The organism is Streptosporangium sp. NPDC049078, assembly GCF_040648855.1.
GTDB lineage: Bacteria > Actinomycetota > Actinomycetes > Streptosporangiales > Streptosporangiaceae > Streptosporangium.
Map to the genome: position 1 here is coordinate 157,702 of NZ_JBEZEL010000018.1, position 21,155 is coordinate 178,856.

21 protein-coding genes are annotated in these 21,155 nt (G+C 70.4%); 13 read left to right on the forward strand and 8 right to left on the reverse strand.

Annotation, left to right across the window (positions count from 1 at the left end; all coding sequences use genetic code 11):
* Nucleotides 1-14 precede the first annotated feature (14 nt).
* Together AB0B90_RS29295 and AB0B90_RS29300 are read left to right on the forward strand one after the other, a co-directional pair.
* Entirely contained in the window at nt 15-1,010 is a 996-nt protein-coding gene (locus tag AB0B90_RS29295) for a DUF1648 domain-containing protein (RefSeq protein ID WP_362925822.1), read from the forward strand.
* A gap of 255 nt (nt 1,011-1,265) precedes the next feature.
* On the forward strand, nt 1,266-2,189 hold the full coding sequence (locus AB0B90_RS29300) for a CPBP family intramembrane glutamic endopeptidase (RefSeq protein ID WP_350947450.1): 924 nt from the start codon (nt 1,266-1,268) through the stop codon (nt 2,187-2,189).
* A 143-nt stretch (nt 2,190-2,332) separates the two neighbouring features.
* Here the strand turns inward: AB0B90_RS29300 and AB0B90_RS29305 are convergent, their stop codons facing one another.
* Nucleotides 2,333-3,286: an adenosylcobinamide-GDP ribazoletransferase gene (locus AB0B90_RS29305; RefSeq protein WP_350947451.1), complete on the reverse strand. Its 954-nt coding sequence runs from the start codon at nt 3,284-3,286 to the stop codon at nt 2,333-2,335.
* A gap of 99 nt (nt 3,287-3,385) precedes the next feature.
* Nucleotides 3,386-4,618, reverse strand: coding sequence for a bifunctional adenosylcobinamide kinase/adenosylcobinamide-phosphate guanylyltransferase (locus AB0B90_RS29310; RefSeq protein ID WP_350947452.1), 1,233 nt, complete (start codon nt 4,616-4,618; stop codon nt 3,386-3,388).
* Between the two features lie 347 nt (nt 4,619-4,965).
* On the opposite strand from AB0B90_RS29310, the gene AB0B90_RS29315 reads away from it, so the two are divergent.
* Nucleotides 4,966-5,172 (forward strand): hypothetical protein, encoded by a 207-nt coding sequence (locus AB0B90_RS29315; RefSeq protein ID WP_350947453.1) that lies wholly within the window; start codon nt 4,966-4,968, stop codon nt 5,170-5,172.
* 89 nt (nt 5,173-5,261) lie between these two features.
* Here the strand turns inward: AB0B90_RS29315 and AB0B90_RS29320 are convergent, their stop codons facing one another.
* Nucleotides 5,262-6,260 carry an aldo/keto reductase family protein gene (locus AB0B90_RS29320; RefSeq protein WP_350947454.1) on the reverse strand — a complete coding sequence of 333 codons (999 nt, stop codon included), beginning with the start codon at nt 6,258-6,260 and terminating at the stop codon, nt 5,262-5,264.
* A 55-nt stretch (nt 6,261-6,315) separates the two neighbouring features.
* Between AB0B90_RS29320 and AB0B90_RS29325 the strand changes: the two genes are divergently transcribed.
* Nucleotides 6,316-7,725 (forward strand): SMI1/KNR4 family protein, encoded by a 1,410-nt coding sequence (locus AB0B90_RS29325; RefSeq protein ID WP_362925823.1) that lies wholly within the window; start codon nt 6,316-6,318, stop codon nt 7,723-7,725.
* A gap of 126 nt (nt 7,726-7,851) precedes the next feature.
* Here AB0B90_RS29325 and AB0B90_RS29330 read toward each other — a convergent pair whose 3' ends face one another.
* Complete coding sequence (locus AB0B90_RS29330; protein WP_350947456.1) at nt 7,852-8,460, reverse strand: DUF3043 domain-containing protein; 609 nt, start codon at nt 8,458-8,460, stop codon at nt 7,852-7,854.
* 148 nt (nt 8,461-8,608) lie between these two features.
* Here AB0B90_RS29330 and AB0B90_RS29335 point away from each other — a divergent pair, with 148 nt between their 5' ends.
* The 7 genes from AB0B90_RS29335 (at nt 8,609) to AB0B90_RS29365 (ending at nt 15,749) form a co-directional block, all read left to right on the forward strand.
* On the forward strand, nt 8,609-9,466 hold the full coding sequence (locus tag AB0B90_RS29335) for a PspA/IM30 family protein (protein WP_362925824.1): 858 nt from the start codon (nt 8,609-8,611) through the stop codon (nt 9,464-9,466).
* Nucleotides 9,463-9,741, forward strand: a complete 279-nt coding sequence (locus AB0B90_RS29340; protein WP_350947458.1) for a hypothetical protein — start codon at nt 9,463-9,465, stop codon at nt 9,739-9,741. The genes AB0B90_RS29335 and AB0B90_RS29340 overlap by 4 nt, the downstream gene beginning before the upstream one ends.
* Nucleotides 9,742-9,750: 9 nt before the next feature.
* On the forward strand, nt 9,751-10,656 hold the full coding sequence (gene htpX, locus AB0B90_RS29345) for a zinc metalloprotease HtpX (protein ID WP_350947459.1): 906 nt from the start codon (nt 9,751-9,753) through the stop codon (nt 10,654-10,656).
* A gap of 56 nt (nt 10,657-10,712) precedes the next feature.
* Nucleotides 10,713-11,303, forward strand: a complete 591-nt coding sequence (locus AB0B90_RS29350; protein ID WP_350947460.1) for a hypothetical protein — start codon at nt 10,713-10,715, stop codon at nt 11,301-11,303.
* Between the two features lie 324 nt (nt 11,304-11,627).
* On the forward strand, nt 11,628-14,135 hold the full coding sequence (locus AB0B90_RS29355) for a protein kinase (RefSeq protein WP_362925825.1): 2,508 nt from the start codon (nt 11,628-11,630) through the stop codon (nt 14,133-14,135).
* A gap of 1 nt (nt 14,136) precedes the next feature.
* Nucleotides 14,137-14,889: a maleylpyruvate isomerase family mycothiol-dependent enzyme gene (locus AB0B90_RS29360; protein WP_350947462.1), complete on the forward strand. Its 753-nt coding sequence runs from the start codon at nt 14,137-14,139 to the stop codon at nt 14,887-14,889.
* Nucleotides 14,890-15,023: 134 nt separating this feature from the next.
* Nucleotides 15,024-15,749 carry an SIMPL domain-containing protein gene (locus AB0B90_RS29365; RefSeq protein ID WP_350947463.1) on the forward strand — a complete coding sequence of 242 codons (726 nt, stop codon included), beginning with the start codon at nt 15,024-15,026 and terminating at the stop codon, nt 15,747-15,749.
* Between the two features lie 210 nt (nt 15,750-15,959).
* On the opposite strand, the gene nadA is transcribed toward AB0B90_RS29365, so the two are convergent.
* Nucleotides 15,960-17,123, reverse strand: a complete 1,164-nt coding sequence (gene nadA / locus AB0B90_RS29370) for a quinolinate synthase NadA (RefSeq protein ID WP_350947464.1) — start codon at nt 17,121-17,123, stop codon at nt 15,960-15,962.
* 211 nt (nt 17,124-17,334) lie between these two features.
* On the opposite strand from nadA, the gene AB0B90_RS29375 reads away from it, so the two are divergent.
* Together AB0B90_RS29375 and AB0B90_RS29380 are read left to right on the forward strand one after the other, a co-directional pair.
* The gene (locus AB0B90_RS29375) at nt 17,335-17,688 is read left to right on the forward strand and encodes an iron-sulfur cluster assembly accessory protein (RefSeq protein WP_030910261.1); all 354 of its coding nucleotides are present in this window, start codon (nt 17,335-17,337) and stop codon (nt 17,686-17,688) included.
* Nucleotides 17,689-17,898: 210 nt separating this feature from the next.
* On the forward strand, nt 17,899-18,885 hold the full coding sequence (locus AB0B90_RS29380) for a carbohydrate kinase family protein (RefSeq protein ID WP_350947465.1): 987 nt from the start codon (nt 17,899-17,901) through the stop codon (nt 18,883-18,885).
* A gap of 311 nt (nt 18,886-19,196) precedes the next feature.
* Here the strand turns inward: AB0B90_RS29380 and AB0B90_RS29385 are convergent, their stop codons facing one another.
* From AB0B90_RS29385 to AB0B90_RS29395, 3 genes are all read right to left on the reverse strand, one after another.
* Entirely contained in the window at nt 19,197-19,619 is a 423-nt protein-coding gene (locus AB0B90_RS29385; RefSeq protein ID WP_350947466.1) for a CBS domain-containing protein, read from the reverse strand.
* A gap of 61 nt (nt 19,620-19,680) precedes the next feature.
* Entirely contained in the window at nt 19,681-19,950 is a 270-nt protein-coding gene (locus AB0B90_RS29390; RefSeq protein ID WP_362925826.1) for a sulfurtransferase TusA family protein, read from the reverse strand.
* A gap of 25 nt (nt 19,951-19,975) precedes the next feature.
* Complete coding sequence (locus AB0B90_RS29395) at nt 19,976-21,112, reverse strand: aminotransferase class V-fold PLP-dependent enzyme (RefSeq protein WP_350947468.1); 1,137 nt, start codon at nt 21,110-21,112, stop codon at nt 19,976-19,978.
* Between the last annotated feature and the right edge of the window lie 43 nt (nt 21,113-21,155).

The window sequence follows — 21,155 nt, forward strand, 5'->3', positions numbered from 1 at the left end:
AAGAGAGGGCCGACGTGGGTCTGCGAGCCCGATTCCTGTCCATCGCCACCGCCTGGTTCGGGCTGGTAACCGTCGCGCTGATCGCGGCGCCGCTGGCGCTGCGGGACCGGCTGCCCGATCCGGTCGCCACCCACTGGGGGGCGTCCGGCGCGCCCGACAACTCGATGCCGTTCCTCGTGTCGTTGCTGTTCCAGGTGGGCCTGTGGACGCTGCTCGCGGGCGGTGCGCTGGGGTTCGCGTTCGTCAACGCCGCGATGTTCAGGCGCAGGACGAGCCGCATGGCGCTCGGCGCCGCGCTGGGAGGCGCCGGCCTGTTCTTCCCGGGGTTGCAGATCGTCACGCTGATGGCCAACCTCGACGCCCCTCATTGGAGGCAGGCCGACGACCTGGGGTGGGGCGCGCTGCTCGCGGTCGCGGGGCTGGTGCTGGGCGGCTGGCTCGGCGCGCTCGCCGCCCGCCCTGGGCCCGACGAGCGCCCTGAGCCGTCCGCCGTCCCCACCCGGCGGGTCCCGCTCCGTCCCGGCCAGCGCGCGGTGTGGGTCTCCTCCGTGAGCAGCGGCCCTCTCACCGCGCTCAGCGGCTCCGTGCTGGCCGTGGGAGGAGGGCTCGCCGTGCTCGCCCTGATCGGTGGCGACAGCGCGCTGTGGGTCCCCGCGACGATCACGTTCCTGGCGGGTCTGCTGGCACTGACCTTCAGCTCGGTGCGGGTGCAGATCACCGAGGAGGGTGTCGTGCTCTTCTACGGGCCGCTCCGCCTGCCCCGCAAGCACATCCCGATCGAGCGGGTGGAGCGGGCATGGTCGGAGCGGCGGTTCCCGTCCGACGTCGGAGGCTGGGGCATCAGGGGCCTGCCAGGGGCCGTGACGGTCATGATCCGCGGCGGGGAGTGCCTCGTGGTGGGTTACGTCTCCGGTGGCCGCTTCGCCGTCTCGATCGACGACGCGGAGAGCGGGGCCGCCCTGCTGAACACCCTCGTGGACCGGGCGGCCACCGGGCCGTCCGCCCGCTGACCTCCTGCCCTTCGTCCCGTCTTCTCTTCTTCGACCCTCTCCGACCTCCCCTGACCTTCGTCATTTGACGTCCTGTCCGCTGGGTGTCCTCTGGCCTTCGCCCGCTGCTCCGTCCTCCACCCGTCCATCATCCCGCTTCGTCCTTCGCACGTTCTTGTCCCCGCTCCCAGCGGTGTCCCGGCCCTCTCCTGCGGTCGTCTCCGCTGCTTTCCGCTCCTCCCGTTCCCCCGCGTTCAAGCCCCCGAAGGTGGTGTCATGCTTCGCCGATTCCCTGACCTGTGGTTGTTCCTGTTCGTCGCGTTCGGCCTGTCCTGGTTGTTCGCCCTCCCCATCTGGTTGATGGACGCCTCGACCGGCGCGCCCGTGTTCATGGCGATGGGGGTGGCGATCATGTTCACCCCGACGCTCGCAGTCCTCGCCGTCCGGCTGCGTGACAGGCGCCGTGGAGACGTCACCACCAGGCGTGAGTGGGCCGTGCGAACCGGCCTGTCGGTGGGCGGGAGCCGGGGCCGTACGCTCGCACTGGCCGCACTCGCCTGGTTCGGCGTCCCCGTGCTGGTCGTCGTCGCGACCGCGCTCAGCGTCGCCCTCGGCCTGCTCTCCGTCGACCTGAGCGAGTTCAGCCTGTTCCGCCAGAGCCTGGCGGCCGCGCCGGGCGGGTCGCCCCCGGTGGAGGTCGGAGTCCTGGTGATCGCGCAGATCGTGTCGATGGTGCTGGTCGCCCCGGTGATCAACTCGATCGCGGCCTTCGGTGAGGAGTGGGGATGGCGAGGGTGGCTGCTGCCGCGCCTGATGCCGCTCGGCACCTGGCGGGCCCTGCTGGTGTCCGGAGTGATCTGGGGGCTCTGGCACTTCCCGCTCACCCTGCGCGGATACAACTATCCCGAGCTGGGGGCGTGGGCCGCACCGATGTTCATCGTCTTCTGCACGGTCTTCGGAGCCCTGCTCAGCTGGCTCCGCCTCTATTCGGGAAGCGTCTGGCCCGCGGTCGTCGGGCACGGGTCACTGAACGCCTCCGCGGGCCTGGCGATAATCCTCGGTGACGCGGCAGACCCGCCGGTGTTCGTCTTCGCGGGGATCACGGGTCTGGTCGGCTCGGTGTTGCTGGCCGTGGTCTCGGCACTGCTGTTCAAGTACCGTCCGGTCGAGCGATCGGCCCCGGCCACCGTCGCCGCGTGAGAGCCGGGCGAGTGTTGCCTCACTCTCTTCCTTCGTTCGGCCGGCATCCGCTGGACGGGACCCCGTTCGGCCGGCATCCGCTGGACGGGGCGAGAGCGGCGGCACGCTTTGTCCGGGCAGGAGAAGTCCGGGCAGGAAGGCGGTCAGTTCGTGAGGATCGTGCAGGCCAGCAGGGTCGTCGCGGTGGCGATCTCGACGAGGGCGCCGAGCACGTCGCCGGTGACGCCGCCGAGCCGCCGTACGGCCCTGCGCCGTACGGCCCAGGCCGCCAGCAGCCCCACGAGCATGGCGAGGGGGAGACCCCAGGGGGCGAGAAACCGCCCCACGCCCGCCACGGGAATCACATCGGTGATGCCCGTCAGGTCGCCGGCTTCCACGTAGGCGGTGTCCACGTAGGCGAAATAGCCGAATTCGCCGGAGGACCCGGAAGTCCACGGGCTGAAGGCGCCGATGCCGTGGAGATAGACCAGCGCCGTCGTTCCCGTGAGCACCAGCGCGGTCACGACCACCGCGACGCTCCGCCGCACGGTGCCCGCGACCATCGCGCCGAGTCCGTCGGGGCGTGCCGGGGGGATGCCCGTGCGGCAGGCCCAGGTGAGGGCGAGTCGTCCGGCGGTGCAGGCCGCGACCAGGATGATCGCGGCCGCGCCCGCCCCGGCCCAGGTGATGGCCTCCTGCAGAGCCGCCACCTGGACCAACAGGACGAGGATCAGCGTCACCACCCCGAAGGGGCCGATGTCCGACCGCTTCATGATCTCCAGCGCCCGCTCGGCGGGTTTGGCGCTGCCCAGCCCGTCGGCGAGGTCGGCCAGCCCGTCCAGGTGCAGCCCCCGGGTGAGCAGTGCCACGGTCGCCACGGCCAGCACCGACGCCGGAAGCGACGTCATCCCCAGCCACAGTGAGATCACCAGCACCAGCCCGCCGCAGGCCCCGATCGCCGCGCCCACCAGCGGGGCCACCGCCATCGCGATTCCTCCGGCCCGGCGGTCGATCACCCCGGGACGGACCGGGAACACGCTCAGAGTGCCGATCGCGAGACGCACTCCGTCGATGAAGCCGGACGGGCCGTCCTCGGGCGGGGGCGAGGGCTGGGACATGACCGACGATCGTAGTTCTTGCGGCTCCCGGCGCGGTGCCCGCATCCGTTCACCGTTCTTGAGGGGGCACGGGGAGCTTGAGGGGGCAGAGCTGAGGGGTCAGAGGGGGAGGGGGAGGAGACGGCCGGAGACGACGAGGGTGACGTCCTCCGACTCCAGGGCGAGGCGCTGGTTCAGGCGGCCGAGGGTGTCACGGAACATCCGCCCGCCGGCGGTGTCGGGCACCAGGCCGAGACCGACCTCGTCGGAGACCGCGACGACCCTGGAGCGGGTCTGCCTCCAGGCCGCCACCAGGTCGTCGCACCGGGCGGCGACAGCCTCCAGGGCGCCGGGGGTGTCGCCGCCCGCTCCGCCCGGCCAGGCGTCGCACTCGTCGAAGACCGCGGCCACCCAGGTGCCGAGCCCGTCGATCAGCAGCGGGGTGTCGGCGGACCGCAGCACCTCGGACAGGCCGGTGGTCTCGGCGGTGTCCCAGTGGGCGGGCCTTCGGTCGCGATGCGCCCGGACCCGGCGCAGCCACTCGGGATCGCCGTCGCCGGACGGACCGGTCGCGACGTAGAGCACCTCGGGTTCGGCCGCCAGTCGCAGTTCGGCCTCCGCCGACTTGCCCGACCGGCTTCCCCCGAGCAGCAGGGTTCTCCTGGGCGGGGGAGCCGGAGCGGGAGGGGGCTCGCTCGTGTCGACGACCGTGCCGTCCGGTACGACGCGCACCCCCCACAGCGCGGCCCGCCGGGTCAGTTCCGTCTCCGTCGGCACCCGGTGGTCGACATCGACGGCCACCACGTGCGTCCGCTCGCCGACCAGACCTCGCCGGCGCAGGTCCCCGAGCCGTTCCGGCCGGTCCAGCATGTCCAGCAGCACCAGGTCCAGCGTCCGCTCACCCCGCTCGTCATATGAGGACCCATCGTGTGGAGACTCGCCGTACGAGGGATGGGTGAACGCGGCACAGAGGACGCGCCGGCCATCGGAGGTGGTGACGGTGAGGCCGTCAGGACCGGGCGAGACGCGGTAACCGGGCGGGAGCGGGCCGGACAGCGGCAGCCGTACGGGACCGTTGGGCGGCATCGAACGGTTGGGTGTCATCGAGTCGCCGGGGGGCGTCGAACCGCCGGGTGCGGTCGGCCCGTCGGAGAGCGTAGAAGTGTCGGGCACCGCCGGGTCGTCGGGCGAGGGGGAGCCGTCGAGCGGCGGGGGGCCGTCCGCCGGCGCCGAGACGCCGAGTACCACGGAGGTGGCACGACGGCCCGGCGTGACACGGGCGCAGGAGGCACACCCGCAGTCCGGGGACGGCCACCCGCCAGGGCCCGCCGTGCCGGAGATCAGAACCTTCACACCCGGTCTCCTGTCGCGTTGAAAGGTTGGTCGAGAAACCGCGAGCCCTCGCCTCCGGGAGGAAGCGGTCGGCGTACCGGGGGAACGTCCCGGCGGTGAAGAGCGGTCATCGTGTTTCTCATCGGTTTGCGGGAGTAAGCCGTCCGGCAGGCACCCGGTGCCGGCCGCCGACAGGTGAACACTCCGGTGTCCTGGACCTCGGGTGCCGCCTTCAGTTGGAAGCCCCCGACTTCGGTCGTGAGAAGGAAATCAAGATCTCGCCTTCATGTCCGGGAGCGTCATGGAGAGGTAGGGTTCGCTGAGGCCGCCGAGGGGCACCGGCAGGACCTGCGAGAAGGAGTTGTGGCATGACGTGGCGCTGGCGTTACGAAGACGCGAACGGCGGCGAGGTGGTCGAGGGTGTTTCGCCCTCCGACACGTTCCCGAGCCAGGCGGACGCCGAGTCGTGGCTGGGTGAAAGCTGGCGTGAGCTGCTGGAGGCCGGGGTCGAGAGGGTCACCCTGATCGAAGGCGAACGTGTCGAGTACGAGGGAATGTCACTGCGCCCTGAATGAGCGCCCTGAATTCGGCGCACTGAATGACCTGGGTGAACGGAAACCCTTCGGCTCCTCGATGAAGAACGAGGGCCGAAGGGTTTTTGCCGCTAGGGGCGACGCTCGGGGCTCACGGTCTTGGCGGGGTCGCGCTCGACGACCGGGCCGAGGATGTCGTCGATCTTCTTCAGCACCTCGGACTCCAGCTTGACCCCGGAGGCCTTGACGTTGTCGCGGACCTGCTCGGGCCTGCTGGCCCCCACGATGGCCGAGGCCACGTTGGGGTTCTGCAGCACCCAGGCGACCGCGAGCTGGGCCATGCTCAGGCCGAGGTCGGAGGCGATCGGTTCCAGCTGTTGCACGCGGGTGAGCACGTCGTCGTTGAGCATCCGGGCGATGAAGTTGCCACCGGTGGGGTCGGTGGCACGTGAACCGGCGGGGGGCGGCTGCCCCGGCCGGTACTTGCCGGTGAGCACGCCCTGGGCGATGGGGGAGAAGACGACCTGGCCGACGCCCTCCTTCTCGCTCAGCGGCACGATCTCGGTCTCGATGACCCGCCACAGCATGGAGTACTGGGGCTGGTTGGAGACCAGGCGGTCGAAGCCCATCTCGTCGGCGATCTTCAGTGCCCGGCCGATCTGGTCGGCGGTCCACTCGCTGACGCCGACGTAGAGGACCTTGCCCTGGCGTACGAGATCGTCGAAGGTCTTGAGGGTCTCCTCAAGCGGTGTCTCGTTGTCGAAGCGGTGCGCCTGGTACAGGTCGACGTAGTCGGTCTGCAGACGGCGCAGCGAGCCGTGCAGCGACTCGGTGATGTGCTTGCGCGAGAGCCCTCGGTCGTTGGGGCCGGGTCCGGTCGGCCAGTAGACCTTGGTGAAGATCTCCAGGGACTCGCGGCGGACTCCGGACAGGGCGCGGCCGAGCACCTCCTCCGCCTTGGTGCCCGCGTATACGTCGGCGGTGTCGAAGGTGGTGATCCCCTCGTCGAGTGCCGCCTGCACGCACTGTTTGGCGGCGTCCTCCTCTACCTGGGAACCGTGTGTGATCCAGTTGCCGTAGCTGATCTCGCTGACCATGAGACCGCTGCGGCCAAGGTGGCGGAATTCCATGGTTCGAGATTAGTAGGCGCCGTGCTTCGCGATGATTCGGGATACCTTGCCGGATGTGTTGCGGTTGATCACTTCTCGGAAGGTACGGCTCGCGCTCGCCGTCGCGACGCTGGCGGCGGCCGTCGTGGCGGTCGCACGCCTGTGGCGGCGGGCCGAGGAGCGCCGAGCCGGCTTCCCACGCGGGGGAGATCGGGGCGTCTCCCCACAGGCGCCGCCCTCCCGCGTGGAGGGGACGGAGTCCGGCTCTGCCGAGAGGACGGCCCCCGGAGCGGAGCGCGCACCGAGATGGCCTCCCGCGCCGATCCTCGGCACCCCCACGGACGAGGACCTCAGGCGGTACGCCGCCAGGACCCCCTCCGCCTTCCAGACCGCCGTCGAGCGGACGTTCGAGCGGAGGCGGACGCCGAGAGAGCCGCTGGACGAGGCCACCCGGCGCCTTCTGGTCCGCTGGGGAGCCGTGGGAGTGGGACTGTGCCTGTTCGCCGCCGGCACGCAGGTCCTGGAGAGCGCGGTCTTCTCGAACGGAGGGGAGACCATGGAGGTGATCGAGGTCGGGAGTCGGCCCGGCGCGGACGGACGGTGTGGGCCGGGACCGGTCGACCAGGACGACTCGGTGGCGCGCTATGTCGAAGAGGGGGAGACGGGGTCGGTCGTGATCGGCTCCGTATGCGGGTACCGTCCGTGCGAGGGAGACCTGTGCGGCGAGGTGTCCGATCTGGGGGAACTCGCGGAGGCCGCCGAGAGGAGTCCGGGACCCACCTGGCCGTACAAGACCTCGCCCCCGAACGAGACGTACGAGACCTCGCCCCCGTACGAGAGTGTCGGGGCCCCCGACGCCGACTGCCACCCTCGCGTGTCGAGTCCGCGGGTGCGGGCGCTCGATCCGAAGGTGACGAGGGCGGTGAACCGCGAGTGGCGTCGCATCGAGAGGTGGCTGGAGGCGAACGCACCCGCGACCCTTCGCACGCTGGGCGAACCCGCCCGCGCCCGTACGATCGCCGTCGCGGAGGCGCAGATGGGCCTGCGCTTCCCCGACGACCTGCGTGCCTCCCTGCTGCGGCACAACGGATCCTCCGTCGTGCCGGGCATCTCGCCGTTCGGGTTCCCGAACGCCTGGAACCTGGGGGTCCGCGGGATCCGCGACACCTGGCGGCGGCTGTGCGCGACGGACGGGGAAGCCGGGGCCGACACCGTGGCGCGGGCGGAGTGGTGGGACGGACGGATGATCCCGTTCGGTGCCGACGACGGCGGCGGCGGTTACCTGGTGATCGACTCTGTGACGCGCGATGTGGGTGCCGTCCGTCACGAGGGCAGGACGAGCCTCACATCCGGGGGCGTCCGGCTCCGTTCGTACTACGGCCTGCTGAGGGCGACGGCGCACGCCCTGGAGACCGGCGGCTCCATCGGTCACCGGAAACCGGTCGTCACCGACGGCGAGCTGGGCTGGAACGTCGTCGAGGGCTGACATCGCCCGGGGGAGACGCCCTTCCGGCGGGAGAGAAGTGAAAAGTCCCGTCCCCTCATGGAGGGGACGGGACTCGGGGACGGATGTGCTCGGCCGCGGTGCTCCTCGGGTCGGGCTCCGCCGCCGTCAGTTCTTCGGCGGGACGGGCTTGCCGCCGGGCAGCACGGCGGGCGGCGGGAAGCGCAGCTTGCGGATCTGCAGCGCGCGCATGGCGGCGTAGAAGCCGACGCCCTTGAGGTTCTCGTTGGGGAACTTCTCGGCGGCGAGGTTCTTCACCTTCCAGGACACCCAGATCGAGGTGAGCAGCACGGTGACCATCATGAGCGGCCAGCCGACCGTGATCACCGCGGCGTAGATGTAACCGCGTACCTCGAGGGGGAACGGGATCCAGGTGAGCAGCAGGATGAGAAGGGAGAACGGCAGGAAGTACTGGCTGACGAGACGACGGGAGTCGACCCAGTCGCGCGCGAACTTCCTGACGGGGCCCTTGTCGCGGGCGGGAAAGTAGCGCTCGTCGCCGCGCAACATGCCCTCGCGCGCCTTGACGCGTTCGTTGGCCTGACGCTCGCGGAGGTTCTTGTAGGCCTCTTTGCGGTTTTGAGGGGCGTTCACCGGCTGCCGGCGACGGCCTTCGGCGTCCCGTCGCTTGGGTGTGGGACGCCCCTTGCCCGCAGGCTTAGGATCGTTAGCGGAGGCGGGGGAGTCGTCCGCGGTGGTCTGGGTACGTCGGAACACAACGTCAGCCTACCGGGACTGCAACTTAGTGACGCCCCCGCGCGTTATGCGTAGGGTGAACCCTATGGTGGCTCCGGTGCTTTTCGGTGGGGCTGGAATCACTTGGGGTGACCCGAAGCGCACTTGAAGAAGGGGACGGCCGACGCGCATGAGCGTGATGAAGAGACTTTCGCTGATCTTCAGGTCCAAGGCGAACAACGCGTTGGACAAGATGGAGGATCCTCGCGAAACCCTGGACTACTCATATCAGCGACAGCTGGAGCTGTTGCAGAAGGTGCGCCGGGGCGTGGCGGACGTCGCCACCTCGCGCAAGCGCGTGGAGCTCCAGATCAACCAGATCGAGGCGCAGGCGCGCAAGCTTGAGGAGCAGGGCCGTAAAGCGCTCGGGGTCGGTCGTGAGGACCTGGCCCGTGAGGCGCTGACCCGGCGCGGCAGCCTGCAGACCCAGATCGCCGACCTCCGCGTGCAGCACGACAACCTGCAGGCCGAGGAGGAGAAGCTCACCACGGCCTCTCACAGGCTGCAGGCCAAGGTCGACTCCTTCCGGACGAGGAAGGAGACGATCAAGGCGACCTACACCGCCGCCGAGGCGCAGACGCGGATCAACGAGGCCTTCTCCGGCATCTCCGAGGAGATGGGCGACGTCGGCCTGGCGATCCAGCGCGCCGAGGACAAGACCGCCTCCATGCAGGCCCGCGCGGGTGCCATCGACGAGCTGCTGGCCAGCGGCGCGCTCGACGACTTCAGCGGGCAGCGCGGCGACGACATCCAGGCCGAGCTCGACCGCATGGGCGGCGGGAACGACGTGGAGCTGGAGATCGCCCGGATGAAGGCCGAGCTGGGTCAGGGTCCCGCGCCGCAGGGCGCGATCACGCCCGGACCGGCTCAGCACCAGCAGCAGCAGCCTCAGTACCAGCAGCAGCACCAGCAGCAGCACCAGCAGCCTCAGCAGCAGCCGGAGTCCAACCAGACCCAGCAGCTGCGCCAGCCGGGGGAGGGCCTGTGATCGTCCGCATCATGGGGGAGGGGCAGATCGACATCGCCCCCGCCGACCTCGACGTGCTGAACGCGCTGGACGCCGAGCTGGAGGCCGCGATCGAGGCCGGCGAGGAGGAGGCTTTCCGGGTGCGGCTGCACGCCCTGCTCGACAAGGTTCGTCACGTCGGCAAGGCGTTGCCCGACGACAGCCTGGAGTCCTCGGAGCTGATTTTGCCTCCCGCTGACGCGTCCATGGACGAAGTGCGGGAGATGCTCGGCAACGAAGGACTGATCCCCGGTTAGATTGGGGATATGGCAAAAACCCGGTTTGCCCCGGACCGGGGCCTGACAAGGCGCATGGTGATCACCATGTTCCTGCTCGGACTGCTCTACGTGATCTTCGTGGCCGTGTTGATCGCGTTGGGCGTCCGGGCCGTCGTGGTGCTCGTGATCGCCGGTGGCATCCTGCTCGTGCAGTACTTCATGTCCGATCGCATCGCGCTGTTCGCGATGCACGGGCGTGTCGTCTCCCCGCAGGAGGCTCCCGAGTTGCACGGCATGATCGACAGGTTGTGCGCACTCGCCGACATGCCCAAGCCGCGGGTGGCGATCGCCGACTCGGACGTCCCGAACGCGTTCGCCACCGGCCGCAACCAGAAGAACTCCGTGGTCTGCGTGACCACGGGGTTGCTGCGGCGGGTCGACAGGGGCGAGCTCGAGGGCGTGCTGGCCCACGAGATGTCCCACGTGGCCCACCGCGACGTCGCGGTCATGACGATCGCGTCCTTCCTCGGCATCGTCGCCGGGCTCATGACCAGGGTCGCGCTCTACAGCGGCCTGGGCGGACGCGGGCGCGACGACAGGGGCGGCCTGCCGATCGGCCTCATCATCCTGCTCGTCTCGGCTCTGGTGTACGCGGTCAGCTTCCTGCTCACCCGCGCCCTGTCGCGCTACCGCGAACTGGCCGCCGACCGCGCGGGAGCGCTGCTCACCCAGCGTCCCTCCGCCCTGGCCAGCGCCCTCGTCAAGATCAGCGGTGAGATGGCCCGCATCCCGACGAGGGATCTGCGCGAGGCCGAGCCGTTCAACGCCTTCTTCTTCGCGCCGGCCCTGTCCGGCAAGGCGGGCCTGTCCGCCCTCTTCGCGACCCACCCGCCGCTGAACCAGCGCCTGGACCAGCTCAACAGGATCTCCGCCCAGCTCGGGCAGGGTGGATGACCGGACGCGCGGACAGGCGCGCCGTGCCGCGCGGGGACGAGACGGAGGAGTGATCGATGCGCTGGTGGAACGTGCTGATGGGGCGCAGCGAACCGGCCAAGGCCGACCTGGACGCGCTGTTCGCGCTGCCTTCGGCCGCGGTGACCCTGCAGGCCGCCACCGGCCTGGCGCCGACGGGCGTGGGGGCGGTCTGCTTCCGGTCGGCCGAGGGCGGGGCGTTCGCCGAGCTGGAGCGCGACATCACCCAGCTGCTGAACGCCGGAGGCGGCCCCCCGGTGGAGTTCTCGAAGGACTCCTTCGGCTACACGTGGCTGCTGGTGCGTCGTGATCCCGACATGCTCGGTGATCTCGTCACGGACCTGCACGCGGTCAACTCCTCCCTTGAGGCGGCGGGTTTCGGCCCCTCCCTGCTCTGCTCGCTCATCTCCTTCACCGACCCCGGCGGTCGCGGGCTCGCCCTGGTCTACCTCTACAAGCAGGGCACCTTCTACCCGTTCGCCCCGCTGCCCGCCGAGCATGGGACGGGGCAGACGCAGCGCAGGGACAACGCCCTGGAGCTGCAGGTACGCGGCGCGATCGGCGGCGAGCTGGAGATCGAGCCCGATCTCGGCCGCTGGTTCCCCCTCTGGGGCGCGCCCGGCCTCTGAAGGCCCCGCCACCATGTGCCCGCGAGGTACGCGCCTGGCCTGGAGGGTTCGCCACCCCCGGTGACGTGCCCGCGCGGCGCGGTGAAGTGTGCCCGGCCTCCGAGACGTTCGCCCTCCGGCGCCGTGCTCGTGCGCCCCGGCGAGGTGCGCCCGGTCTCGGGGAGGCTCTCCCGAGAACCCCTTTCCCGCAAGGCCCTGCCGTGTGACCGGTGGGACGCGTGGAGCGTGCCACACCGGCCCGTCCGGCTTGCGGTTTGATGTACGTCCTGTGACCCTTTGCCCTCACAATGGGACCGGAAATCATCACGGGAGAAGGGTGTGACCATGGCGGACCTCGTGTCCTTGCGGCCCGGGGATCCCGAGCGGGTGCGGGAGTATCGGCTCACCGCCCGGCTCGGTGAGGGAGGCCAGGGAACGGTCTACCTGGGCGTTTCCCCGACGGGAGCGCGTGTCGCGGTCAAATTGCTCCGCGCGGATCTCACGCAGGACGAGGAGGCGATGGAACGCTTCGTCCGCGAGGTCAGCACGACCCAGCGTGTCGCGCCCTTCTGCACCGCCGCGGTGATCGAGACGGGTGTCGACGAGCATCGCCCGTACATCGTCAGCGAGTACATCGACGGTCCGACGCTCGACGCGGTCGTGACCGGCGAGGGACCTCGTGAGGGCGCGGGCCTGCACCGCCTGGCGATCGGCACGGTCACCGCGCTCGTCGCGATCCACCAGGCGGGGATCGTGCACCGCGACTTCAAGCCTTCCAACGTGCTGCTCGCCTCCGACGGCCCCCGAGTGATCGACTTCGGTATCGCCAAGGCGCTCGACCGGACCTCCACGCTGACCGCGATGGCGATCGGAACCCCCTCGTACATGACCCCCGAGCAACTGGCGGGGGAGAACGCGGGCTCGCCCGCCGACATGTTCGCGTGGGGTTGCACGATGGTCTTCGCGGCCACCGGGCAGCCGCCGTTCGGCACGGACAGCCTTCCGGCGATCTTCAACCGGATCATGAACATGGAGCCGGAGCTGGGAGCGATCGCCGATCCGGCGCTGCGCGACCTGGTCGGGCAGTGCCTGTCCAAGGACCCCACCCAGCGTCCCACCGCGGGAGAGGCGCTGTTGAGGCTGCTCGGCCACGCCGGTGGTCCCGGTGACACGGGCGGTGCGACCGGCGCCGCCCTGCCCACCGCGCCGCGCGGCATCCTCGCCGAGGGATCGGCCGCCGCGGCGCAGCGGACCGGCCCCGGCGGACATCCGGGTGGAAACGATCCCGAGCACACCGCGTACGGGCAGCGGCGTCCGCAGGGCGAGGGGCAGCACTCGGGGCCGCAGCCTTACCCCCAGCAGAGCGGGCCCGGCGCGGGCTACCCGATGGGGAGTCCGCAGGGTGGCCCCGCCGGTCATGTCCCGCACCTCCAGCAGTCGAACCCGCACGGTCATGTGCCGAATCCCCAGCAGTCCGATCCGCGCGGCCAGGCCGCGTATCCCCAGCACCTTCAGCAGTCGGACCCACGTGGCCACGCCCAGCAGTCCGGGCCGCACGGTTACCCGCAGCAGGAGCCGCCCACCCGGCACTTCCCCGGCGGGTATCCCGGTCACGACGGCTACGCGGGCGGCTACCCCCCGCAGGGCCCCGGGCACCCGCAGCCCGGATATCCGGGACAGCCCGCACCTCAGTCCTACGGCGCTCCCGCGGCCTTCCCCTCCTCCGCGGGTCCCCAGTACCAGAACCCCGGGCCGACGTACCCGGGCCGGTCGGCCCCCGAGCGGCGCGGGCGCAGGATGTGGCCGGCGATCGTGGGGGGTGTGCTGGTCACCGCGCTCGTGGCCGGGGGCGTCGTACTGGCGACGCGCGGCACCACGGAGACGCCGGGGGGCACACAGGCAGGTGTCACGAAGGGCGTGAGCACCCCCACCCCCACCCCCACCGTCCCGACGGTGCCGCAGGACACGAGCACGATCAAGCTGCCCGGCAGCTCGATCACCCTCCACGAGAGCACGCAGGACCCGATCAAGCTGAGCTCCTACAGCCTGGAGTGGGACAAGACCCTCTACGTTCGTCGGCAGGGCACCGAACGGTTCGTCAAGAACGACAAGTACTTCCAGTACACGGTGAACGCCGCGGGCACCCAGGCGCTGGGCACCGACCGGATCTACGACACGGACAGCTACGCGATCGTCTCGGTCATCGATCATCGATCCGGTGCGGCGACCAGGATCAGGGTCACCAAGGCGCCGGTCTACCCGACGCTGCCGCAGTGGTCACCGGACGGCAAGCGCGGTCTGGTCACCCTGTATGAGGCGGTCGACGACACCAGCAAGGAGTACGGCTTCGCGATCATCGACGTCGCCACGAAGAAGGCGAGGGTCGTCCGCGTGAAGGAGAAGGACGCCGGCACGTGGAGTTACTTCTGGAGGGGGGACGGCCGGGCCGTCGGCACCTGGGCGCTCACCGGCAAGACCCAGCGCATCCGCTTCTACGACACCCAGGGCACCGTGCTGCAGACCCTGCTGGACGTGGGCACCCCGATCACGGTCGAGGGCGACGACATCTCCCCGTCCGGCTCCTCCCTGCTGACGTACTGCAAGGAGAGCAAGAAGGAGATCTGCGTCTGGTCCACCGGCTCCGACGCACCCGCGAAGGTCAGGATCCCGTTCGAGACGGAACGGCTCATCGGCTGGTACGACGACGAGCACATCGCGGGCTGGCGGCGCAAGGGCTCCGGCTACGAGGCGGTGGTGTTCGACTTCAAGGGGAGGGCGCAGCGGGTGCTGGCCACCAGCACCGACGCCAAGGAGTACGAGAAGCAGTTCATGCGCTTCACACGAGAGGGCTGACATGAGGGAGTGGACCCACGCCGAGCACACCGCGGCCGCCGCCGCGGAGATCACCCGGATGGCCGACGTGCTGCGCGGACGTGACCTGTCCGTCTCCGTGCTCACCTGTCCCGGCTGGGATCTGGCGAGGCTCACCGCCCACACCGGAGGCGTGCATCGGTGGGTGGCCGCCATGGTGCGGGACCTGGCCGAGAGGCGCTACGACCGCGACGGCATGGACATGGGCCTGCCCGCCGACCCGGCCGGATATGCCGCCTGGCTCGGCGAGGGCGCCTCCTTCCTGCCCGAGGCGCTGCTGTCGCGGGATCCACAGGCGCCGATGTGGTCCTGGGGAGGGGAGCGGCGGGTGCGGTTCTGGTCGAGGCGGATGCTGTACGAGACCCTGGTGCACCGGGTGGACGCCGAGCTCGCGCTGGGCGTCCCGGTCGCGATCGACGAGCACGTGGCGGCCGGCGGGGTCGAGGAGTTTCTCGACATCCTGCCGCATGTGAAGTGGAACCCGGACGTGGCCGAGATCAGGGGCGGCGGTGAGACGATCTCGCTGCAGGCCGACACCGGAGCCGGGTGGGTGATCACTCTCGACCCCGACCGCTTCCACTACCAGCGGTCCCTGCGACCGGGCACCGTGACCGTGCTCGCCGCCACGTCGGCCGACCTGCTCCAGGTCGTGTGGGGACGCCGCAGCCCCGACGACTACGCGATCGAGGGGGACGGCGGGCTGCTGGGCTGGTGGCGGGGGCTCGCCCGGATCTAGGCCCGCCCGGCTTCCCCAGCAGGTCCCCGACCCGTGGGGCGAAGGCAAAACAGCCGTCCGAGGTTCGGCCAAGACACGACAGGGAGCGCGCGGGGCTCGCCGCCGCGATCACGGTCCCGTGGTGTCATGACTCCATGATCAAGATGTCTCAGGCGATCACCTCGGCGGTGCTCGTCGCCACGGGACTGTTCTTCGCCGGTCTGTCCGGCGGCACCGCGCTCGCGGATTCCGATTCCTCCGTGGCGACCGTGGAGGGCGGCCGCCCTCACATCACGGTCGTGGGAGAGGGCAGCGTGTCCACCACCCCCGACATCATGCGACTGGACACCGGCGTCGAGGTGCGCCGTCCCACCCCCGGTGAGGCGTTCACCGCGGCCCGTGCCGCCGCCGCCGACCTGACGCAGGCACTGCTCGCGGCCGGGGTCGCGCCGAAGGACCTGCGGACCGACGAGCTCACCCTCGCCCCCGAGTACAAGGACTACCCCACGATCTCCGGATACCGGGCCACGCAGGGCATCGAGGCGATAGTGCGCGACCTTGACAAGGCGGACGACGTGGTGGACGCGGCGGCCGCCGCCGGAGAGGCGGTCCGGTTCAACGGTGTCACCTTCGAGGTGTCCGACAACCGGGTGCCGCTCAGGCTGGCGCGCGATATCGCGTTCAGGGACGCGAAGAGCCGTGCCACGCAGTACGCCAGGCTCGCGGGCCGAGGACTCGGCCGCGTCATGGAGATCACCGAGCAGAACGTCACCCCGCCGACGCCGTTCGTCGGCTTCGCCGCGGCGGTCGACAGGGCGTCGATCAGCCCCGGCACCAAGAACGTGTCCGTCAGCGTCAGGGTGGTCTACGAGCTCGAATAGGCCCCGCTCACGCGGTGCTCCCCCGACCCCGGGTACGCGACAGGTCCCCGGCACGCGACGGGCCCCGGCGGGTCACCACCCGCCGGGGCCCGTCCACTTGAGGTCCCTGAGGTCCCTGAGGTCCCTGAGGTCCGGGGTGGAGCCGCAGGGACCCCGAGCCCGGCAGGATCAGGGATCGAGACCTTCCCCGGCCGGGGCCTGGCCATGAGGTCAGGGCAGGGCGAGCATCCGGTCCAGGGCGACCCCGGCCCAGTGGGCGGTGTCGGCGTCCACGGTGATCTGGTTGACGACCTGACCGGAGGCGAGCGACTCCAGCGCCCACACCAGGTGCGGAAGGTCGATCCGGTTCATCGTCGAGCAGTAGCAGACCGTCCGGTCCAGGAACGTCACGTTCTTGTCGGGGAACATGGCGCCGAGCCGCTTGACCAGGTTCAGCTCGGTGCCCACCGCCCAGGAGGATCCGGCCGGAGCCTCCTCGATCTTCTTGATGATGTACTCGGTCGAACCGACGTGGTCGGCCTTGGTGACCACCTCGTGCCTGCACTCGGGGTGGACCAGCACGTTGACGCCGGGGATGCGGGCGCGGACGTCGTCCACGCACTCGGGGCTGAAGCGGCCGTGCACCGAGCAGTGCCCCTTCCACAGGATCATCTTGGCGTTCTCGAGCTGCTCGGCGGTGAGGCCGCCGTTCGGCCGGTGCGGGTTGTAGACGACGCAGTCCTCCAGCGACAGGCCCATCTCCAGCACCGCGGTGTTGCGGCCCAGGTGCTGGTCGGGGAGGAAGAGCACCTTCTCCCCGCGGGAGAAGGCCCACTCCAGGGCGCGCCTGGCGTTGGAGGAGGTGCACACGGCGCCGCCGTTGCGCCCGCAGAACGCCTTGATGTCGGCGCTGGAGTTCATGTAGGTGACGGGGACTGTGCCCCCGGCGACCCCGGCGATCCCCGCGTCCTCCAGGGCCTCCCAGCACTCCTCGACCTGGTCGAAGGTGGCCATGTCGGCCATCGAGCATCCCGCCGCGAGGTCGGGCAGCACGACCTTCTGGGAGTCCGAGGTGAGGATGTCGGCGGATTCGGCCATGAAGTGCACACCGCAGAAGACGATGTACTCGGCGCCGGGCCGGGCCGCGGCCTCCTTCGCGAGTTTGAACGAGTCGCCGGTCACGTCGGCGAACTGGATGACCTCGTCACGCTGGTAGTGGTGGCCCAGCACGAAGACCCTGTCGCCGAGTGCCGCCTTCGCCCTCCTGGCGCGCTCGACGAGCGCCGGATCGGAAGCGGACGGCAGCTCACCGGGACAGTCGACGCCGCGCTCGCTGTGCGGGTCGACCCCCCTGCCGAGGACGAAGAGCGGAAGCCCGGTCTCGGTGGTCGTCATGGCCACACCCCCTTATCGTCTAAGTGACGACTAATGATGACACACAGGATTGGGGCTTTATTCCGGGGGAGGGGTCTTTGTCCAAAGGTGGATGGTTCTGGCGGCTGAGGAATGTGTGCCGGGGGACGGGTGTTGGTAGCGTCTGAGAAGGACGTCAAAAACAGACAGCCGTTCCCGGGGAGCGGCCGACGCAGACGCGGGAGTCACCAATATGTCGGTTGAGAGCAGCGAGACCACGGCGCAGGGCCTGATCCTCAGTTCCGCGGCCGCGGCGAAGGTCAAGAGCCTGCTGGAGCAGCAGGGCGAGGAAGGTCTCCAGCTGCGCGTGGCCGTGCAGCCCGGCGGCTGTTCCGGCCTGCGCTACCAGCTCTTCTTCGACGACCGTTCGATGGACGGCGACGTCGTCTCCGACTTCGACGGCGTGAGCGTGGTCACCGACCGGATGAGCGCCCCCTACCTCGTGGGCGCCACCGTCGACTTCGTCGACACGATCGAGAAGCAGGGCTTCACGATCGACAACCCCAACGCCACCGGCTCGTGCGCCTGCGGCGACTCGTTCAACTAGGCGAGTTCTCCGCGAGGCGGGCGAGCGAGAACGCCCGGCCCCGCGGGGGTGACATCGGTCACCCTCGCGGGGCTTTCGCATGCGCGGCCGCGGTAGCACGCTGACACGAGCGGGACGCAAGCAAGGTCGCGTATTCTTGCGTGGCTCATCTTCCCGCGTGGACCAACCGCCCGCGTTTCCAGAGATGCTGACAACGAGGAGAAGAACCCCGTGCGCATCGCCGTCACCGGCTCAATCGCGACCGACCAACTGATGACCTTTCCCGGCCGCTTCAGTGACCAGCTCATCGCCGATCAGCTCCACCGGGTCTCCCTGTCGTTCCTCGTGGACGACCTGCAGGTCCGCCGCGGCGGCTGCGCGGCCAACATCGCGTTCGGAATGGGCTGCCTGGGCCTCAGGCCCGTCCTGGTCGGCGCGGTCGGCTCCGACTTCGCCGACTACCGCTCCTGGCTGGAGCGCCATGGCGTCGACTGCGACTCCATCCACGTCTCCGAGACGCACCACACCGCGCGCTTCCTGTGTACGACCGACGAGGATCACAACCAGATCGCCTCGTTCTACACCGGCGCGATGGCCGAGGCCCGCCTCATCGAGCTCGGTCCGGTGGCCCAGCGGATCGGTGGCCTGGACCTGGTGCTGATCAGCCCCAACGACCCCGAGGCGATGCTCAGGCACACCGCCGAGGCGCGCCAGCGCGCGATCCCGTTCGCGGCCGATCCCTCCCAGCAGCTCGCCCGTATGCCCGGGGAGCAGATCCGTGAGCTGGTCGACGGCGCCGCCTACCTGTTCGGCAACGACTACGAGAAGGGCATGATCGAGCAGAAGACCGGCTGGAGCGACGAGGAGATCCTCGGCCGGGTCGGCGTCCGCGTCACCACGCTCGGTCCCAAGGGCGTCGTCATCGACCGCGAGGGCGAGCCGTCCCTGCACGTCCCCTCGGCGCCCGAGCTCGGCAAGGTCGACCCCACCGGCGTGGGCGACGCCTTCCGTTCCGGCTTCCTCGCCGCCCTGGCCTGGGGGCTGTCCCTGGAGCGCTGCGGCCAGGTCGGCAACCTCACCGCCACCCACGTCCTGGAGCGTGTCGGCGGCCAGGAGTACGAGCTCGGCCAGAAGGTCTTCCTGGAGCGCCTCGCCGACGCCTACGGTGCCGACGCCGCGGCCGAGGTGGCCGCCTTCGTGAAGTGCCACCACGCCTGAGCCCACGCCTGAGCCAGCGAGCCTGACCACCGGGCCTGAGCCACCGCGCCTGACCACCGGGCCTGTGACGCTCCTCCCGAGTCGCCACGGCCGTGACGGTCATCCCTGAGCCATCACGGCCGCGACGCCTCAGCTGAGCCGTTGCGCCACGGCGTCTCTTCGGACCCCATGTCTTTCCCGGGCACCGTGTTCGAGCCGCCGATCAGAGCACCGGCCGGGCCGTCGCCCGGCGGTGGCCCCGGCCGGTGCCGCCGGTACGGCGGCCACCGTCAGGCACCTGTGTCGGCCGGGTGCCGGTCAGGTGGCGGGTGTCAGAGATTCGCGTAGACGCGATGCACGAACTCGGCCATCTTGTCGTCGGGCAGCTTCCTCGCCAGATCGGCCTCGGTGATCATGCCGACGATGCGGCCGTCCTCGATCACCGGCAGCCTCCGGATCTGGTTCTCCTCCATCTTGGCGAGCGCCTCCTCGACGCTCGCGTCCGACGACACCCAGACCAGGCCGGTGGCGAGGTCTCCCGCGGTCGTCGTGGAGGGGTCGAGGCCGTGCGCCACGCACTTGACCACGATGTCGCGGTCGGTGATGATCCCCTTCAGCCGGTCGTCGCTGCCGCAGATGGGCAGGGCGCCCACGTTCATGTCCCGCATCATCTGCGCCGCCCGGTCGAGCGTCTCGTGCGCCTCGACGCACCTGACCCCGGTGTGCATCAGGTCTCTCGCCGTCTCACCGCTCATGTCGTCCCCCCGAACTGTTTGGGCGTGTTTTCGGGAGGGTCATACCCAATTTCGGGACATGTCAGTAATTGCGGCGCACGTGGATGGCCCAGCCGCCCTCGGGGAGTTCGTGGCTGCCCACGTGGTGGTGCGACTTCAACCGGCACCAGGCCGGGATGTCGGTGACGGCGGCCGGGTCGTCGGCGAGGACCGCGACGATCCCCTCGCGCGGCACGTCGTTGATCTGGGCCGCGAGCATGATGATCGGGATCGGGCACTTCTTGCCCAGCGCGTCGATCGTGAGGGCCACCGGCTGCGCCGATCCCGCCGGGGTGGCCTGGCTGGAGGTCATCGCGTCTTCACTCCCCGAATGTTGATCAAAGCTTGACCCCCGCCTCCTCGCGGATCCTGCGCACCATGCCCGGCAGGACGGAGAGGAAGCGGTCGACATCCGCCGTCAAGGTGCCCCGGGGCAGCGAAACGCGGACGTTCCCGTGCGTGAGCACGCCCATGGCCTCCAAAACATGCGACGGACGAAGCGTACTCGCCGTGCAGGAACTGCCGGACGACACCGAGAACCCGGCCTTGTCCAGCTCGGTGAGCAATGCCTCACCTTCCACGTAAAGACACGAAAAGGTGACGATATGCGGTGCCCGAGCGACCGGATCACCGATGACCTCGACGTCGGGGACGAGCCGGGGCACCTCGGCCCTGACGCGATCCACCAGCGCCGAGAGCCTGGCCGACTCCACGACCGACTCGGCCACCATGGCGCGCAGCGCGGCGGCCGCCGCGACGATCGCGGGGACGTTCTCGAACCCGGGGACCCGGCGGCGCTCGCGGTCGTCCTCGGGCAGCGGGGTGCGCCACCGGGTGCCCTTGCGGACCACCAGCACGCCGACCCCGGCGGGCCCGCCCCACTTGTGCGCGCCGGCGGCGAGCACCGACCAGCCGGGGGGCGGCGGCATCCTGCCCACCGTCTGGGAGGCGTCCACCAGCAGGGGCACCCCCACCTCCGCGCACGCCGCCGCCGCCTCGGCGACCGGCTGGAGCGTGCCGACCTCGTGGTTGGCGCTCTGCAGGCAGGCCAGCGCCGTGCCCTCGGCGCGGACCGCCTCGCCGAAGGCGTCGGGGTCGACCGCGCCGGTGATGCCGACGCCGACCGTCTCGACCGAGCCGCCGTCGCGCTCGTGGACGCCCGCCGCGTGCAGCACGCTGGAGTGCTCCACGGCCGAGGTGACCAGGCGGCGGCCCGTCCTGCGGCGTCCGTGCAGGGTGCCGAGGACGCCCAGGTGCACCGCCTGGGTGCCGGAGGTGGTGAAGGAGACCTCGTCGGGCCTGGCGCCCAGCGCCTCGGCCACCTCGACACGCGCCTGTTCCAGTAACATCCTTGCCCGGCGGGCGGCACCGTACAGTCTCGCGGGGTCGGCCCAGCCGACGTCGAGGGCCGCGATCAGAGCCTCGCGAGCCTGGGGGTGCAGCGGCTCCGTGGAGGCCGCGTCGAAGTACGCCACCTCTCAATCGTCGCACCACGCGCGGTGCGTGCGGGGGCTGCGG